Consider the following 15272-nt stretch of genomic DNA (forward strand, 5'->3'; position numbering starts at 1 on the left):
AGGGACTCCTTGTCTGATGATCTGTCCATGAATAGCGGGTCTAGGGAAGCGCGGCGATACTCGCTGCTTTCAACCACTGCCGCAAGTCGGTCTTGAGGATTTTGCCGTAGCTGTTTTTCGGCAACTCGTCGCGGAACACGTATTTCTTCGGCTTCTTGAACGAGGCCATGCGCTCGACAAACCACGCGGTGAGCCGGGCATCGTCAAGCGTCTGCCCCTTGCGCGTGACCACAAAAGCCACCACCGATTCGCCCCATTGCGCATCCGGCTCACCCACCACACACACCTCGAACACCTCGGGATGCTGCGCCAACACTTCCTCGACTTCGCGCGGGTACACGTTGCTGCCGCCGGTGATGATCACGTCCTTGGAGCGGTCCGTCAGGGTCAGGTAGCCGGCCGGGTCGAGAAAGCCGATATCGCCGGTCATCAGCCAGCCATCGACCAGGGTCTGGCGGGTGGCTTCTGGGTTGCGCCAGTAGCCTTGCATCACCGTGGCACCGCGCACTGCAATCTCGCCGCGCTCTCCCGTCGGCACCGGCTGGTGCTGCGCGTCGAGGATGCGGATTTCGACACAAGCGTGCGCCTGGCCGACAGAGGCGGCCAGGGTTGACCAACCCTCGCGTTGGCGGTCGGCGATCAGCGCGCGGGGCAACACGCTGATGGTCATCGGGCTCTCGCCCTGGCCGTAGATTTGCACCAGGCGCGGGCCAAACGTATCGACCGCCGCGCACAGGTCAGCCAGGTACATCGGGCCGCCGCCGTAGACGATGGTCTTGATGCCTGCGCCGCCATAACCCTGGCGCTGCGCCTGTTCGACCATGCGCTTGACCATGGTCGGCGCGGCAAACAGCGATACATCGCCCAACTCGACAGCCAACCCGAACAGCTCGGCCGCATCAAAACCGTGGGACGCAGGCACCACATGCCGCGCGCCACAACGCACATGAATAAAGTTGTAGAGCCCGGCACCGTGGGACATTGGCGCGGCATACACCACGGCGTCAGCGGCGCTGACCGGGTCGACATCCGTGGCATAACACAGCGACATGGCAACCAGATTGCCGTGACTCAGCATCACCCCCTTGGAACGCCCGGTGGTGCCGGAGGTGTAGAACAGCCAGGCGAGGTCCTTATCCTCACGCGCCACCGGCTGCTCCAGCGTCGGCCAGCCGCGGGTCGGCGGCAGCGTGTGGCCGTCCAGCTCCTTACAGCGCTGAGGCAAGTCCCGTGATGACGAAAACACCCGGCCGCCGTCGGTAAAGATCAGGCGCGCCTGGGCGTTATCTGCAATCCAGGCCGCTTCGCTCGGATGCAGCTTGGCGTTGATCGGCACGACCACCCCGCCCAGCCACCAGATGGCGTAGAGCAATTCCAGGTAGTCACAGCTGTTCTTCATCAGCACCGCGACGGCATCCCCCGCCGTCACGCCGTGCTGGTCCACCAGGTGCGCGGCGCGTTGACGAACATGGGCCGCAAAGGTGGCGTAATCGGCGATTTGCCGGGTGCCTTCGAACAACGCCGGGCGTTGCGGATCACGGCGCTGGGTATCGTGCAGCCAGTTGGCAATGTTCATGGCTCAGCACCTGCGTGCGTGCAGGACCGAGGCGTAGTTGGCCACCGCCATGCCGCCCATGTTGAACACCAGGCCAAACTCCGGGTCAGGCACCGCCAGGCCAATCGGCTCACCGGTCAATTGCCGAAACGCCAGGGCATGCATCGACACCCCCGTGGCGCCCACCGGATGCCCTTTGGCCTTGAGCCCACCGGAAAGATTCACCGGCAGCCGCCCACCGGCGCGCACCACGCCGCTGTCGAGCACGCGATGGCCCTCGCCTTTGGGCGCCAGGCCCATGGCTTCGTAGATCAGCAGTTCGGCGATGGTGAAGCAGTCATGCACCTCGGCGAAACTCAAGTCGGCCAGGGTGATATTCGCGCCGCGCAATGCCGTGTGGATCGCCCTTTGCGGGCCCTCAAAGGCCAGGATGTCGCGCTGGGCGATGGGCAGGCAGTCATTGACCTGAGTCATCGTGCAGATCTGTACATCGCGGCGAAACGCCCGCGCGCGCTTGGGCGAGGCCAGAATGATCGCGGCGGCGCCGTCGCTGATCAGTGAGCAATCGGTCAGGCGCAATGACTCGGCCACAAACGGGTTGCTCTTGGACACGTTGTTACAGTGTTCGAAGTCCATCACCCGGTGCATCTGCGCCAACGGGTTGGCCATGGCATTGGAGTGGTTCTTGGTGGCGATGGCCGCCATCGAGCCCAGCGGGCAATGGTAGCGCTCGGCATATTGCCGGGCAGCCCGACCGAACAGTTGCGGGAAACTCATGCCGGCTTCGGCCGGGTCGTTCTGATAGCCGGCGCCGGCCAAGGCTTGGGTGACCTCGGCGGTGGAGGTGTGGGTCATCTTTTCGGCGCCCACCACCAACACCAGTTCCGCGCTGCCGGACAGGATCGCATTGATCCCGGCCTGGATCGCCGCCGAGCCGGACGCGCAGGCGTTTTCACAGCGGGTGGCCGGTTTGAAGCGCAGGCCGGGGTCGGCCTGCAACAACAGCGAAGAGGCGAACCCGTCAGGCACCAGCCCCGAGTTGAAGTGGCCCAGGAACAACGCATCGATTTCTGACGCGTCAATCGCCGCATCCGTGAGGGCTTCGCGGGTGACCTGCACGATCAGGTCTTCAAGGGTGGTGCCTTCCAGGCGACCAAAACGCGAATGACCGGCGGCAACAATGGAGACGCAATCAGCAGGCATAATCAATTTCTTCTGTTCTTGATACGGACATTCCTTACAATGACCCACCACTGGGCCGGCGCCAATTCGTGTAACTACTTACATGGATAAGTAGCCCGAGGTGAGAAAAACAACGAGGCAGGATGCCTAATGACTGTGTTTGCACAACAACTCCAAGATATCGGGCGCCTGGCGTTCCAGCTGTCCCCCGCACCGCAACTGGTCACCAGCAACCGTGTGATCGTCGACTGCAATGAAGCCTTCCTGCAGTTGTTCGGCTATTCGCGCGACGCGTTGGTCAACCAACTGACCCTGCTGATCTACCCCTCCCAGGCTGACTACCACGCCATCGGCAAGCGCAGCCACGATTGGTTGCTGGACAGTGAAAACGGCCGCTACTCCGACGAACGTTTCATGCAGCACAAAAGCGGCGAAGTGTTCTGGGCCAAGTCCCACGGCTACACGCTCACGCCCAAAGACCCGTTCAAGCTGATGATCTGGCACTTCGAACGCCTCGATCGCACCCACCAGGGCACCGGTGACCTCACGCCCCGGGAGCGGGAAATTGCCATGCACATCGTCAACGGCCTCAAGTCCAAGGAAATCGCCCTGCGCCTGGCAATCTCCCACCGCACGGTGGAAGTGCATCGGGCGCGGTTGATGAGGAAGTTGCAGGCCAAGACGGTGGTGGAGTTGGTGTCGAAAATTATTATGGTGGCGTGACGCGGCCACCGCCGTTGCCCGGCGCACACAGCATCGAGGTATTGCGCGAAGCGGGCTTTGAGCCGGCGTCCATACAGAGCCTGCTCAAGGCCAACGTGCTCGTGCAGGCCAGCCCATCCGAATGTTCAGCAGGAACCGCATCATGACTGCCACTGTGACGCTCAACCTTATCGACACGCGCATCGCACGCCTGACCTTCAGCAACCCCACTCAGCGCAATGCCCTCAGTGCGCACTTGCTCGACAGCCTGGATGAAAGCCTGGTCACCCTCGCCGCCCAGCGCATCGGCGTGGTGATTCTCGGTGCCGACGTCGGCCAGACAGTGTGGAGCGCCGGCCATGATATTGGCGAAGTGGCCCGCGACCGCGACCCCGTTGCCTATGGCAAACCGCTGGAGCAAGTACTGCGGCGAATCCGCGCCTACCCCGGCGTGGTGATCGCGGCGATTTCGGGCTCGGCCTGGGGCGGCGCCGTCGACCTGGCCATGAGCTGCGACATGGTGGTGGCCGACCACAGCGCCAGCTTCGCCATGACCCCGGCCAACATCGGCTTGCCCTATACCACCAGCGGCCTGCTGCGGTTCTTCAACAACCTGCCGATTCATGTGCTCAAGGAACTGTTCTTCTGCGCGCAGAAACTCGACGCCGAACGCGCCGAACGCTTTGGCGTGATCAACCGCCTGGTACCCACCGATGCCCTGGAAGCCACCGCCCTGGAAATCGCCCAAGGCATCGCCGCCAAGGCGCCGTTGGCGATTCAAGCGGTGAAGGAGCAATTGCGCATTCTCGAAGACCTGCAACCCATGCCCGTGCAGGCCATGGAGCAGATCGCCGAACTGCGCCGCCAGGCCTGCGCCAGTGCAGATTTTGGTGAAGGGCTGGCAGCATTTGCCGAACGTCGCCCACCTGCGTTTGAAGGGCGTTGACAGTTTTTTCATATTTGATCGTCTAGGATGCTGCGCTTCGTTGGGGAGTAACCGGCTTCTGACCCGTGCAGAAGCGTTCGTATCAACATATTCGGCAACCTGCCGTGGTACGAACACCGTTGAGGTTGGTGAGACCAGCGACACATCCATGCCTAACGTCGGGCGTGTGGTTGTGTCGTTGACTCATACAGCCCGACTGGAAGCCTTACCGTGAACCCCATTTCCCTCATTCTTCTCGCCCTTGCCATGTCCACGGACGCCTTTGCGGCGGCCATCGGCAAAGGCTCCAGCCTGCACAAACCACGCCTGACCGAAGCCCTGCGCGCCGGCTTGATCTTTGGCGTGATCGAAGCCATCACGCCGATGATCGGCTGGGCTATCGGCCATGCCGCCACGCGCTGGGTAGAAAGCTGGGACCACTGGATCGCCTTTACCCTGCTGGTCGCGCTGGGCTTGCACATGATCTACAACGGGCTCAAGCCGGATGATGACGAGGTTGAAAAACCCACTCAGCATTCGTTCATGATCCTCGCCGTGACGGCATTTGCGACCAGCATCGACGCAATGGCGGTGGGCGTGGGCCTGGCATTTGTCGACGTGAATATTCTGCTGGCTTCAGCGGCGATAGGCCTTGCGACCATGACCATGGTGACCCTTGGCATGATGCTCGGTCGGGTGCTGGGGACGGTGGTCGGCAAGCGCGCCGAGATGGTCGGTGGCGTGGTGCTGATGCTGGTGGGTGCGACGATTTTGTATGAGCACTTGTCGGCTTAAAAAACCAAACACCAAAATGGCGGATAGCTTTATGTGGGAGCCGGGCTTGCCCGCGATGGGATCACCTCGATGCAACTGAATGACCGAGGTGCCTGTATCGCAGGCAAGCCAGCTCCCACAAAAAGCAATGTGCTGCTGTGAATAGACGGTTCTATCAAGCCGCGTGGCTTTCCTTCTTCAAACTCTCCATATCAATCACGAAGCGATACTTCACATCGCCCTTGAGCATCCGCTCATACGCCTCATTGATGCCCTGGATATCGATCATCTCGATGTCCGAGACAATCTTGTGCTTGGCGCAGAAATCCAGCATGTCCTGGGTTTCCTGGATACCACCGATCAACGAGCCGGCGAGGCTGCGGCGCTTGAAGATCAGGTTGAATACCGTGGGCGACGGGTGCGGGCTGTCGGGGGCGCCGACCAGGGTCATGGTGCCGTCACGCTTGAGCAGGTTGAGGAAAGGATCAAGGTTATGCGGCGCGGCAACCGTATTGAGGATGAAGTCCAGGCTGTTGACGACCTTGGCCATTTCGTCGGGGTTCTTCGACACCACGACCTGGTCGGCGCCCAGGCGCAGGCCATCTTCGCGTTTGTTCGGTGAGGTGGTGAACAGCGTGACATGGGCACCCATGGCATGCGCGATCTTCACCGCCATATGCCCCAGCCCGCCGAGGCCGACCACGCCGACTTTTTTGCCAGGGCCCACCTTCCAATGGTGCAACGGCGAGTAGGTGGTGATGCCGGCGCACAGCAGCGGCGCCACCGCCGCCAGGTTGGCATCGTCATGGGAGATGCGCAGGACGAACTTCTCCTTGACCACGATAGTGTCCGAGTAGCCTCCGAACGTGTTTTCCCCACCAAACACCGGGCCGTTGTAGGTGCCGGTAAAACCGTTCTCGCAGTATTGCTCCTCGCCTTCGGCGCAGGAGGCGCAGTGCTGGCAGCTATCGACCATACAACCGACGCCGGCCAGGTCACCCACCTTGAATTTCGTCACGTTGGCACCGACCGCTGTCACGCGGCCGACAATCTCATGGCCGGGCACCGACGGGTACAAGGTGTTGTGCCACTCATTGCGCGCGGTGTGCAGGTCGGAGTGGCATACGCCGCAGTAGAGGATATCGATCTGGACGTCATCCGCCCCTGGCGCACGGCGCTCAAAGGTAAAGGGTTTGAGCGCATCCTTGGAATCCCGAGCGGCGTAGCTGTAAGTCTTGGCCATTTGGTTCACCTGTTGAACTGACGGTAGAGATCAGTGGACCAATATAGACGCTGAACCGTTCAACCGAGCACATCCGTACAAGCCCTTCGTCCGGTTTAACGCAATAGTGAGGCTGACATTCCCCCCCGACACGCGAGGCGTTTTCCATGAGTACATTCGTTGCCAAAGACGGTACCCAGATCTATTTCAAGGACTGGGGCAGCGGTAAGCCCGTGCTGTTCAGCCATGGCTGGCCGTTGGATGCCGACATGTGGGAATACCAGATGGAATACCTGAGCAGCCGTGGCTTTCGCACCATTGCGTTCGACCGCCGTGGTTTCGGCCGTTCGGACCAGCCGTGGACCGGTAACGACTACGACACCTTCGCCGACGATATTGCCCAACTGATCGAACACCTGGACCTCAAGGACGTGACCCTGGTGGGTTTCTCCATGGGTGGCGGCGACGTGGCACGCTACATCGCACGCCATGGCACGGCTCGCGTGGCCGGCCTGGTATTGCTGGGCGCCGTAACGCCGATCTTCGGCCAGAAACCGGATTACCCGCAGGGCGTGCCGACCGAAGTGTTCGACGGCATCAAGGCCGGGCTATTGAAAGATCGCGCGCAATTCATCGCCGACTTCAACCCGACGTTCTATGGCATCAATAAGGGTCAGAAAGTCTCCGAGGGCGTACTGACCCAGACCCTGCAAATCGCGTTGCTGGCGTCGCTCAAGTCGACTGTTGATTGCGTCACCGTGTTCTCGCAAACCGACTTCCGCCCGGACATGGCCAAGATCGACGTGCCGACCCTGGTGATTCACGGTGACGGCGACCAGGTCGTACCCTTCGAGACCACCGGCAAAGTGGCAGCCGAGATGATCAATGGCGCGCAACTGAAAGTGTACAAGGATGCGCCGCACGGTTTTGCGGCCACGCATACCCAGCAGTTGAACGAAGACTTGCTGGCGTTCCTGAAGCGCTGAAACGGCTGAACCACCCGCTCCTTGTTGGCCGGGCTTGCCCTAATGCCAGTCAGTTAAGCGAACTGAAATGCTCAATGCAGCGAAGATCAAATGTGGGAGCGGGCTTGCCCGCGAAGACGTCGGCCCAGCAAACATTGATGTTGACTGACCCACCGCTTTCGCGAGCAAGTCGAATCGTCGCACCGCCGCTCCCACAGGAGATCTGCGCTTAACTGACTGGCATTAGGGGCTTGCCCGGCCTTTTTTATCAGGCATACCGCTGGCTGAGCGCCAACCGACCCGGTCCTGCGATCAGAATACTGGTGAAGATAATCAGCAGCAGCCAGCCAAACTGCCCCTCAAACAAAGTCCATTGCGGATGCACCACCAGCAAGGCCACCCACAGCACGGCCAGGATCGGCAAGCACGCCAGGCGCGCCAGCACACCGGCGATGATCAGCAGCGGGCACAGCACTTCGGCAACAATCGCCAGGCACAGCGTGACGTGGGCGCCGAGGTGAAACGGGTCTTCGATCAACGCCAATTGGTCGCTGTAGTGCAGCAGCTTGGGCAAACCATGTACCCACATCAGAAACACCGCGCCGCTGACGCGCAGAAACAACAGCCCCAGCGCCTGGTACTTTGATTCGTTCATAAATGCCTGTCCCCGTAGAATCCCCCGGCGCCTGTGCGCCGGAGCCGGTGCGATTGTGTCGGCACAGACGCCGGTAGACTTGCAGGCATGTGCTGACATGACAGCGTTCCGGTTGAATCAACGCTCGCGTACTGTGGTCCCACTCCATACGCTCCCGGTTATAGGAATTACACAATGACCCTGCCCAAAGAAATGACCCTGATCGAAATCACCGCCCCCGGCGGCCCAGAAGTCCTGCAACCACGCCGAGCCGACGTGCCCGTGGCAGGCGCTGGTGAAATCCTGATTCGCGTGCATGCCGCCGGGGTCAATCGCCCTGACGCCCTGCAGCGCGCGGGCAAGTACCCGATGAAACCCGGCATGAACCCGATCCCCGGCCTGGAAGTGGCCGGTGAAGTGGTCGCACTGGGCGACGGCGTGACCGACTACAGCCTGGGCGACAAGGTCTGCGCCCTGACCAACGGCGGTGGCTATGCGCAGTTTTGCGCCGTGCCTGCGAGCCAGGCGCTGCCGATCCCAGAGGGTATGGACTGGATTCAAGCCGCTGCCGTGCCGGAAACCTTTTTCACCGTCTGGGCCAACCTGTTCGGCCTTGGCGATGCGCACACCGGCCAGAGCGTGCTGATCCACGGTGGCACCAGCGGCATCGGCACCACCGCGCTGATGCTCTGCCGCGAGTATGGGATTCAGGCATTCGCCACCGCCGGCAGTGCCGACAAATGCGCGGCGATTGCCAAGCTGGGCGCAGAGCCCATCAACTACCGCGAGCAGGACTTCGCCGAGGTCATCGCACAGAAGACCGGCGACAAAGGCGTGAACGTGATCCTCGACATCATGGGAGCCTCGTACCTCAACAACAACCTCAAGGCCCTGGCCATGGACGGGCATCTGGTGATGCTGGGTTTCCTCGGCGGCGGCAAGGCCAATGACGTCGACCTGCTGACCATCCTCGGCAAACGTGCCGTCATCACCGGCTCGCTGCTGCGTGCACGCACCCAGGACGAAAAGGCCGCAATCGCCGAACAACTGCGCGAATACGTGTGGCCGGTGCTGTCCGCCGGACGATGCCTGCCGATCATCGACAAAGTGTACGAATACACCGACGCCGCCCAGGCCCATGCGCGGATGGAAGGCGGCGACCACATTGGCAAGATTGTGTTGCGGGTGGAGTGATTACTCGGCGTACACCGGGTAATCGGTGTAGCCCTGCTCCGAACCGCCATACATGCCCTCGGCGCGCAGCGGGTTCAGCGGCCAGCCGTTGAACAGCCGCTGCGGCAAATCCGGGTTGGCAATGAACGGACGTCCGAATGCAATCAGGTCTGCCAGCCCGGCTTCCACCAGTGTTGCACCGCGTTCAGCGGTGTAACGCCCGGCGTAGATGATCCGGCCGCTGAAGGTGCTGCGTACCGCTTGGCGGAAGGTTTCAGGCAGGTCAGGCGCGTTGTCCCAATCGGCTTCAGCGATGGACACGTAGGCAATGCCCGACGCTTCCAGCACCTTGATCGCTTCGATGTAGGTGTGATGCGGGTCTTCTTCCACCAGGCCGATATACACGCGGTCCTGGTCGGTGCCGCTGAACAACGGTGAAAAACGCACACCAAGACGCTCCGGCCCGACGACGGCCGTCACGGCTTCGACGATCTCGCGCAAAAAGCGCAGGCGGTTGTGCAGCGAGCCGCCGTATTCATCATCACGCTGGTTGGCGTGGGCCGAGATGAACTGGTTGACCAGGTAACCATTCGCCGCGTGGATTTCCACCCCGTCAAACCCGGCGTCCAACGCATTGCGCGCGGCCTGGGCGTAATGCCCCACCAACTCCTCGATCTCAAGCACGCTTAAGGCGCGTGGCACAGGCGGCTGTTTCAGCTCGCCAACCCCAGGCCCGGTTTCGATAAAGGCCTTTGCTTGCTCTGCTGCAATAGCCGACGGCGCGACCGGTGCGGCGCCTTCTGGCTGCAGCGCGTTGTGGGACACGCGGCCGACATGCCACAGCTGGGCGAAGATCACCCCACCGTCGGCGTGTACCGCGTCAGTCACTTTGCGCCAGCCGTCGATCTGCGCCGGACTGTAGATACCGGGCGTCCAGGCGTAACCCTGGCCGCGCGGCTCGATCTGCGTGCCTTCGCTGACCATGAAACCGGCGGTGGCGCGCTGGCGGTAATACTCGGCCATCAAGTCGGTCGCGATATCACCCGGTTGGGCACTGCGCTGGCGCGTCAACGGCGGCAGCACAACGCGGTTGTTCAAGGTGTGGTGACCCAGTTTTATTGGGGTATTCAAACTACTCGTCATCTAAGAACTTCCAAATTCAAGGCGCGCTAACGCATTGACGGCTCTTGAGAGCCGTCAATGAATGAAGCGTTTTAATTAAGTTATGCGGTGAGTTTCAGCAGTGCTTTAGCCACATCACTGGAACTGGCAGGGTTCTGCCCGGTCACCAGCAAACCATCTTCAAGTACAAAGGATTGCCAATCGGCGCCCTTTTCATAGTGGCCGCCGAGTGCCTTGAAATCATCTTCGATCAGGAACGGCACCACATCGGTCAGGCCAACCGCAGCCTCTTCAGCGTTGGAGAAGCCGGTAACGCGACGGCCCTTGACCAACGGCTCGCCATTGACGGCCTTGACGTGACGCAGTGCGCCGGGCGCATGGCAGACAAAGCCGATGGGCTTGCCGGCACGCTCGAAGGACTCGATCAGCGCGATGGACGTGCTCGATTCCGCCAGGTCCCACAGCGGCCCGTGCCCACCTGGGTAAAACACGGTGTCGAAGTCATCGGCGTTGACCGTGTCCAGCTTGACGGTGTTGGCCAGGGCCTGCTGCGCAGCCGGGTCAGCGGCGAAACGTCGGGTTTGCTCGGTCTGCGCGTCAGGCTGGTCGCTGACTGGGTCCAGCGGTGGTTGGCCGCCCGCTGGGGAGGCCAGCACCAACTCGGCCCCGGCGTCCTTGAAGGTGTAATAGGGAGCCGCAAACTCTTCAAGCCAGAAGCCGGTTTTACGGCCGGTATCGCCAAGCTGGTCGTGAGAGGTCAGTACCATTAATACTTTCATTTTCCAGTGCCTCGATCGATGGGTTTCAGTAGGTGTAAGCGTCGGTGTGTGCAGGGCAACCCAACAGGTGTCGGGTCAAAAGCAGCGCCTCGTCAAACGGCGCGGATGTTCGGGTGATCTTGCTCATCACGCTGGTCCCCAGCCACAGCGCATACAGGCGTTGGGCCAGGCGTTGCGGGGGTTGCTGAACCGTCAGCGAGCCGTCTTCGACGCCTTGCAGCAAGGCTTGCGCAAGCAAAGCAATCGTACGTGCGGTGCCTCGATCCAGGGCCAAACGCATGGGCTCTGAAAGGTCTGACACCTCGGCACCGAGTTTGACGGCAAGGCATTTGCCCGCATCGGTGCAGCCGGTCTGGTTGTCGACCCAGGTTTGCCAATAGCGCATCAATTTGGCGCAGCCGGACAGTTCGGGTTGTTGGAACAGTTGCTCAATGCCCTTCACATAGTGATCGAAGTAGGTATCCAGCAAGACAACGCCGAAGGCATCTTTAGAGTTGAAGTAGTGATAAAACGAGCCTTTCGGTACGTCAGCGGCTTGAAGTATTTCGTTCAACCCCACCGCAGAAAACCCTTTGCGGCCGACAATTAATTGCGCCGTATCCAGGATTGCCTGCCTTGTACTTTTAGTGTCGTTATTCATTGTTCTTCCCGTCCGATTAGACCAGTCGTCTAGTTCGTTGAGGGAATGTTAGGCGTCGAGAAAAACTTCAACAATGTCATATCCGCAAGGATTCCGGACATGACGCAAAGTCGGTTGCCGTTTCGCCGACACCCGCCGACAATCCCCTCTCCCGCCCCCTTGGAGAATGACGATGCACAGCGTTGCGCTGATGGTTTACCCGAACTTCCAGTCCCTGAGCCTCAGCCTGGGTTCGGTGTTCGAGTGCGCGAACCTGCTGAGGGGTGAGTCAGCCTATGAGTTCCACCTGGTTTCGGAGAGCGGCGGCGCCGTCATGACGTCCCAGGGCTTTTCGGTGAATACCACGCCCATCCGGCCGCAGGGCTATGACACGCTGATTGTCAGCGGCTATCTGGAGTTTCGTCTGCCGGAGGCCAACCTGCTGGAACTGGTAAAGGCCGCCTCCGCTCAATCACGGCGGGTCGCCTCCTTGTGCATGGGCATCTTCGTGCTGGCCGAAGCGGGCCTGCTGGAAGGCAAGCGCACCACCACCCACTGGATTCACGCGCCCGCGTTTCGCAAGCGCTACCCGGATATTCACCTGGAAGAAGACAAGTTGTTCGTGGTCGACGGCCAAGTATGGACGGGCGCCGGCATGAGCGCCGGCGTGGACCTGGCACTGGCGATGGTAGAAGCCGACCTGGGCAGCGACCTCGCCCGGCGTATTGCGCGCAAACTGGTGATTGCCCAACGTCGAGGCAGTGAGCAATCCCAATTGTCGGCCTTGTTGGAACTGGACCCCAAGTCAGACCGCGTGCAACTGGCATTGGCCTATGCCCGCGAAAACCTGACCCACGACCTGTCAGTGGAGGCCCTGGCCGATGTGGCCCGGCTCAGCCCGCGCCAGTTCAGCCGAGTGTTTCGCGAAGAAACCGGGCAAACACCCGCCAAGGCCATCGAATCGCTGCGCGTGGAAGCCGCCCGGGCAATGATGGAAACCAGCCGTCACCCGGTCGAAGTGGTGGCCCGCGAAACCGGCTTCGGTGATCGCGAGCGTATGCGCCAGGCGTTTCTGCGCGCGTTCGGGCAGCCGCCTCAGGCGATGCAGCAAGCGTTCAATGCAGCGCCGCCCGCGTAATCAAGTAATTCACCAACTGCGGGTCATCATCCAGCTCAATGGTCTGCGCCGGGCGTGGCAGGTCGTCCAGCACGGCGCGCCAGAACGCCTGGGACACTTCATCCTGATCGTAAAAACGCACCAGCCAATTGTTCTGGCCGCTGCTCAACACCTGGGTCGCGATGGCGCGGCCGATGCCTTTGCGGCGATAGCGCTTGAGAATGAACAGGTCAGCCAGTTCCAGGGCATTGATGCCGGGCAGTTCGCTGCCTTCGATCAACAGGAAGCCGGCGATATACCCATCGACCAGCAGCAGATTGGCGCTCCATAGCGGGTCCTGCCAATAACGCGTCAGGTGCTCGTCATGGATGTAGAAACGGCCGTCCGCCTCCACATCTTCCTGCTCCCAGTCCGACGACTCGTAGGCGTAATACTGGTAAAGATTGCGGATCAGCTCAGACGCTTCGGGGCCGGTCTGGATCAATTCGACGGTGGTTTCAGGCATGAGGCTCTCGGTCAGAAAAAGCAGGGCGCCATTGTTCACAAAACACGGCGGCAGGCCAATACATTGCCTAACCTTTCTGTTTGCTGAACCGATTGCGGATTTGTCGGGGCCCGTCCAAAATCCTGAAACATTTAGAATAAACTTTGCTCGCTCTCCCCTATTTTTTCAAGGACATGTACTTTGACAAACGTCTGTTCCGCCGGCCTGGATGTGGGTTTTGCTTCCCTGGATTACCTGCAGATCTTCATCCTGGGCGTGATCCAGGGCATTACCGAACTGTTGCCCGTGTCGTCCACTGCCCACATGCGCGTGGTGCCTGCCCTGCTCGGCTGGCAAGACCCAGGCTCGGCGTTTTCGGCTGCGATGCAGTTGGCGGCGCTGGCGGCGGTGGTCAGTTACTTCTGGCGCGATGTGCGCCAGGTGACCACGGGTAGCATCAGCGCGGTGCGCCGGGGTGACTATAACGACCGGTGGTTCAAGCTGGCGGTGGCGATTATTTTGGCGACCATCCCGATCGGGATTGCCGGGCTGGCCTTGTCCTCGACCCTCAACACCTGCAACTCGCCGTTGCGCGGCCTGATGGTGATCGGCATTTCCTGTGTCGTCATGGCGGTGTTGCTGGCAGTCGCCGAAGTGCGGGCACGCCACACGCGGGACATGAGCGAAATGCGCCTGCGCGATGCACTGATTGTCGGCATTGCACAGATTGGCGCGCTGATTCCCGGTGTCTCGCGTTCGGGCTCCACGCTGACCGCCGCACTGTTCCTCAACTTCAAACGTGAAGAAGCCGCACGCTTTTCCTTCCTGCTGGGCTTGCCGGCCATCGCCCTCGCCGGTTTGAAAGAGCTGTGGGTGCTGCTGCACGCCGACCTGCCCACTCACGCCTGGTCGCACTTGATCTTCGGCCTGGTGGTTGCCAGCGTCTCGGCGTTCTTCGCGATCTGGGGCCTGATGAAGTTCCTGGAACGGTTCTCCACCTGGCCGTTCGTGATCTACCGCGCACTGCTGGGGATCTTCCTGATCGTCGCAGTCAGCACCGGGCTGTTAAGTTAAGACGCATTGAGCTAAGCCGCAGGTGTGCGGTCGGCCAGCGCTCCGAGCTGGTCGGCCATACGCCCTGGCAATCGCACAGGACGGCCCGAAGGCCGCCAGGGTGACTGCAATCAGTCCAAGTCGCTTGCGGCATGCCGCTCCGGCAACTGCTCCGCAAGTTCCCCGGAAACCCGATTCACCCTGCGCCCGCGCTGCACCGCCGGTCGCGCTTCAATCGCTTCAGCCCAACGCAGCACATGCGTGTAATCCTGCACCGAAAGGAATTCTGCCGCCCCATACAAGCGGCCTTTAACCAAGCCACCGTACCAGGGCCAAATCGCAATATCGGCGATGGTGTATTCATCCCCGGCAATGTACTCACTCACCGCCAGGCGTCGGTCCAGCACATCCAACTGGCGCTTGGTTTCCATCGCAAACCGATTGATCGGGTACTCCATCTTGCTCGGGGCATACGCATAGAAATGCCCGAAGCCCCCGCCCAGATACGGCGCGCTGCCCATCTGCCAGAACAGCCACGACAGGCACTCAGCACGGGCCGCAGGCTCAGTCGGGAAGAACGCCCCGAACTTCTCCGCCAGGTATTGCAGGATCGCACCAGACTCAAACACCCGAATCGGTATGTCAGCGCTATGGTCCATCAATGCCGGGATCTTGGAGTTCGGGTTGACTGCAACAAACCCGCTGCCGAACTGGTCACCATCGCCGATCTTGATCAGCCAGGCGTCGTATTCCGCACCGGTATGCCCCAGGGCCAACAGTTCTTCCAGCAGGATGGTGACCTTCTGCCCATTGGGCGTGGCCAGGGAATACAGTTGCAGCGGGTGCTTGCCGACCGGCAATGCCTTGTCATGGGTCGCACCGGCAATGGGCCGGTTGATGCTGGCGAAGGTGCCGCCACTTTCGGTGTCCCAGGTCCACACCTTCGGGGGTACGTAATCGGTCATG

General features: G+C 61.1%; 16 protein-coding genes and 1 riboswitch. Of the genes, 7 read left to right on the top strand and 9 right to left on the bottom strand.

Going from position 1 to position 15272, the window contains the following annotated elements:
* Nucleotides 1-40 precede the first annotated feature (40 nt).
* Both ACDZ94_RS19630 and ACDZ94_RS19635 read right to left on the bottom strand, forming a co-directional pair.
* Nucleotides 41-1576: a class I adenylate-forming enzyme family protein gene (locus ACDZ94_RS19630; protein WP_432750635.1), complete on the bottom strand. Its 1536-nt coding sequence runs from the start codon at nt 1574-1576 to the stop codon at nt 41-43.
* 3 nt (nt 1577-1579) lie between these two features.
* A complete protein-coding gene (locus tag ACDZ94_RS19635; protein ID WP_064452794.1) occupies nt 1580-2758 on the bottom strand; it encodes an acetyl-CoA acetyltransferase in 1179 nt (392 codons plus the stop codon).
* 129 nt (nt 2759-2887) lie between these two features.
* On the opposite strand from ACDZ94_RS19635, the gene ACDZ94_RS19640 reads away from it, so the two are divergent.
* The 3 genes from ACDZ94_RS19640 to mntP all read left to right on the top strand — a co-directional run bounded on the left by ACDZ94_RS19640 (nt 2888) and on the right by mntP (nt 5159).
* Nucleotides 2888-3460, top strand: a complete 573-nt coding sequence (locus tag ACDZ94_RS19640; RefSeq protein WP_064452795.1) for a LuxR C-terminal-related transcriptional regulator — start codon at nt 2888-2890, stop codon at nt 3458-3460.
* A gap of 142 nt (nt 3461-3602) precedes the next feature.
* On the top strand, nt 3603-4385 hold the full coding sequence (scpB, locus tag ACDZ94_RS19645) for a methylmalonyl-CoA decarboxylase (protein WP_432750636.1): 783 nt from the start codon (nt 3603-3605) through the stop codon (nt 4383-4385).
* Between the two features lie 30 nt (nt 4386-4415).
* A riboswitch (yybP-ykoY riboswitch) is annotated at nt 4416-4585 on the top strand.
* A gap of 10 nt (nt 4586-4595) precedes the next feature.
* The gene (mntP, locus tag ACDZ94_RS19650; RefSeq protein WP_064452797.1) at nt 4596-5159 is read left to right on the top strand and encodes a manganese efflux pump MntP; all 564 of its coding nucleotides are present in this window, start codon (nt 4596-4598) and stop codon (nt 5157-5159) included.
* Nucleotides 5160-5313: 154 nt separating this feature from the next.
* Here the strand turns inward: mntP and ACDZ94_RS19655 are convergent, their stop codons facing one another.
* Complete coding sequence (locus ACDZ94_RS19655; protein ID WP_064452798.1) at nt 5314-6381, bottom strand: NAD(P)-dependent alcohol dehydrogenase; 1068 nt, start codon at nt 6379-6381, stop codon at nt 5314-5316.
* Nucleotides 6382-6527: 146 nt separating this feature from the next.
* Between ACDZ94_RS19655 and ACDZ94_RS19660 the strand changes: the two genes are divergently transcribed.
* Nucleotides 6528-7346 carry an alpha/beta fold hydrolase gene (locus tag ACDZ94_RS19660; protein WP_262665065.1) on the top strand — a complete coding sequence of 273 codons (819 nt, stop codon included), beginning with the start codon at nt 6528-6530 and terminating at the stop codon, nt 7344-7346.
* A gap of 247 nt (nt 7347-7593) precedes the next feature.
* Here ACDZ94_RS19660 and ACDZ94_RS19665 read toward each other — a convergent pair whose 3' ends face one another.
* Entirely contained in the window at nt 7594-7980 is a 387-nt protein-coding gene (locus ACDZ94_RS19665; RefSeq protein WP_432750637.1) for a DoxX family protein, read from the bottom strand.
* A gap of 174 nt (nt 7981-8154) precedes the next feature.
* Here ACDZ94_RS19665 and ACDZ94_RS19670 point away from each other — a divergent pair, with 174 nt between their 5' ends.
* Nucleotides 8155-9153, top strand: coding sequence for an NAD(P)H-quinone oxidoreductase (locus ACDZ94_RS19670; RefSeq protein ID WP_221294996.1), 999 nt, complete (start codon nt 8155-8157; stop codon nt 9151-9153).
* Here ACDZ94_RS19670 and ACDZ94_RS19675 read toward each other — a convergent pair whose 3' ends face one another.
* The 3 genes from ACDZ94_RS19675 to ACDZ94_RS19685 form a co-directional block, all read right to left on the bottom strand.
* Nucleotides 9154-10275: an alkene reductase gene (locus tag ACDZ94_RS19675; protein WP_064452802.1), complete on the bottom strand. Its 1122-nt coding sequence runs from the start codon at nt 10273-10275 to the stop codon at nt 9154-9156.
* Between the two features lie 80 nt (nt 10276-10355).
* Nucleotides 10356-11033 carry a type 1 glutamine amidotransferase domain-containing protein gene (locus ACDZ94_RS19680; protein WP_128588082.1) on the bottom strand — a complete coding sequence of 226 codons (678 nt, stop codon included), beginning with the start codon at nt 11031-11033 and terminating at the stop codon, nt 10356-10358.
* Nucleotides 11034-11058: 25 nt separating this feature from the next.
* Nucleotides 11059-11673: a TetR/AcrR family transcriptional regulator gene (locus tag ACDZ94_RS19685; protein ID WP_064452804.1), complete on the bottom strand. Its 615-nt coding sequence runs from the start codon at nt 11671-11673 to the stop codon at nt 11059-11061.
* 172 nt (nt 11674-11845) lie between these two features.
* Here ACDZ94_RS19685 and ACDZ94_RS19690 point away from each other — a divergent pair, with 172 nt between their 5' ends.
* Nucleotides 11846-12790, top strand: a complete 945-nt coding sequence (locus ACDZ94_RS19690; protein WP_064452805.1) for a GlxA family transcriptional regulator — start codon at nt 11846-11848, stop codon at nt 12788-12790.
* Here ACDZ94_RS19690 and ACDZ94_RS19695 read toward each other — a convergent pair.
* Complete coding sequence (locus ACDZ94_RS19695) at nt 12768-13274, bottom strand: GNAT family N-acetyltransferase (protein WP_237140851.1); 507 nt, start codon at nt 13272-13274, stop codon at nt 12768-12770. The genes ACDZ94_RS19690 and ACDZ94_RS19695 overlap by 23 nt on opposite strands.
* Nucleotides 13275-13454: 180 nt before the next feature.
* On the opposite strand from ACDZ94_RS19695, the gene ACDZ94_RS19700 reads away from it, so the two are divergent.
* A complete protein-coding gene (locus tag ACDZ94_RS19700) occupies nt 13455-14327 on the top strand; it encodes an undecaprenyl-diphosphate phosphatase (protein ID WP_262665075.1) in 873 nt (290 codons plus the stop codon).
* A 110-nt stretch (nt 14328-14437) separates the two neighbouring features.
* Here ACDZ94_RS19700 and yghU read toward each other — a convergent pair whose 3' ends face one another.
* Nucleotides 14438-15271, bottom strand: coding sequence for a glutathione-dependent disulfide-bond oxidoreductase (yghU, locus tag ACDZ94_RS19705; protein WP_432750638.1), 834 nt, complete (start codon nt 15269-15271; stop codon nt 14438-14440).
* Nucleotide 15272 lies beyond the last annotated feature (1 nt).

It is taken from the genome of Pseudomonas sp. UBT, assembly GCF_050915955.1.
Lineage (GTDB): Bacteria > Pseudomonadota > Gammaproteobacteria > Pseudomonadales > Pseudomonadaceae > Aquipseudomonas > Aquipseudomonas antarctica_A.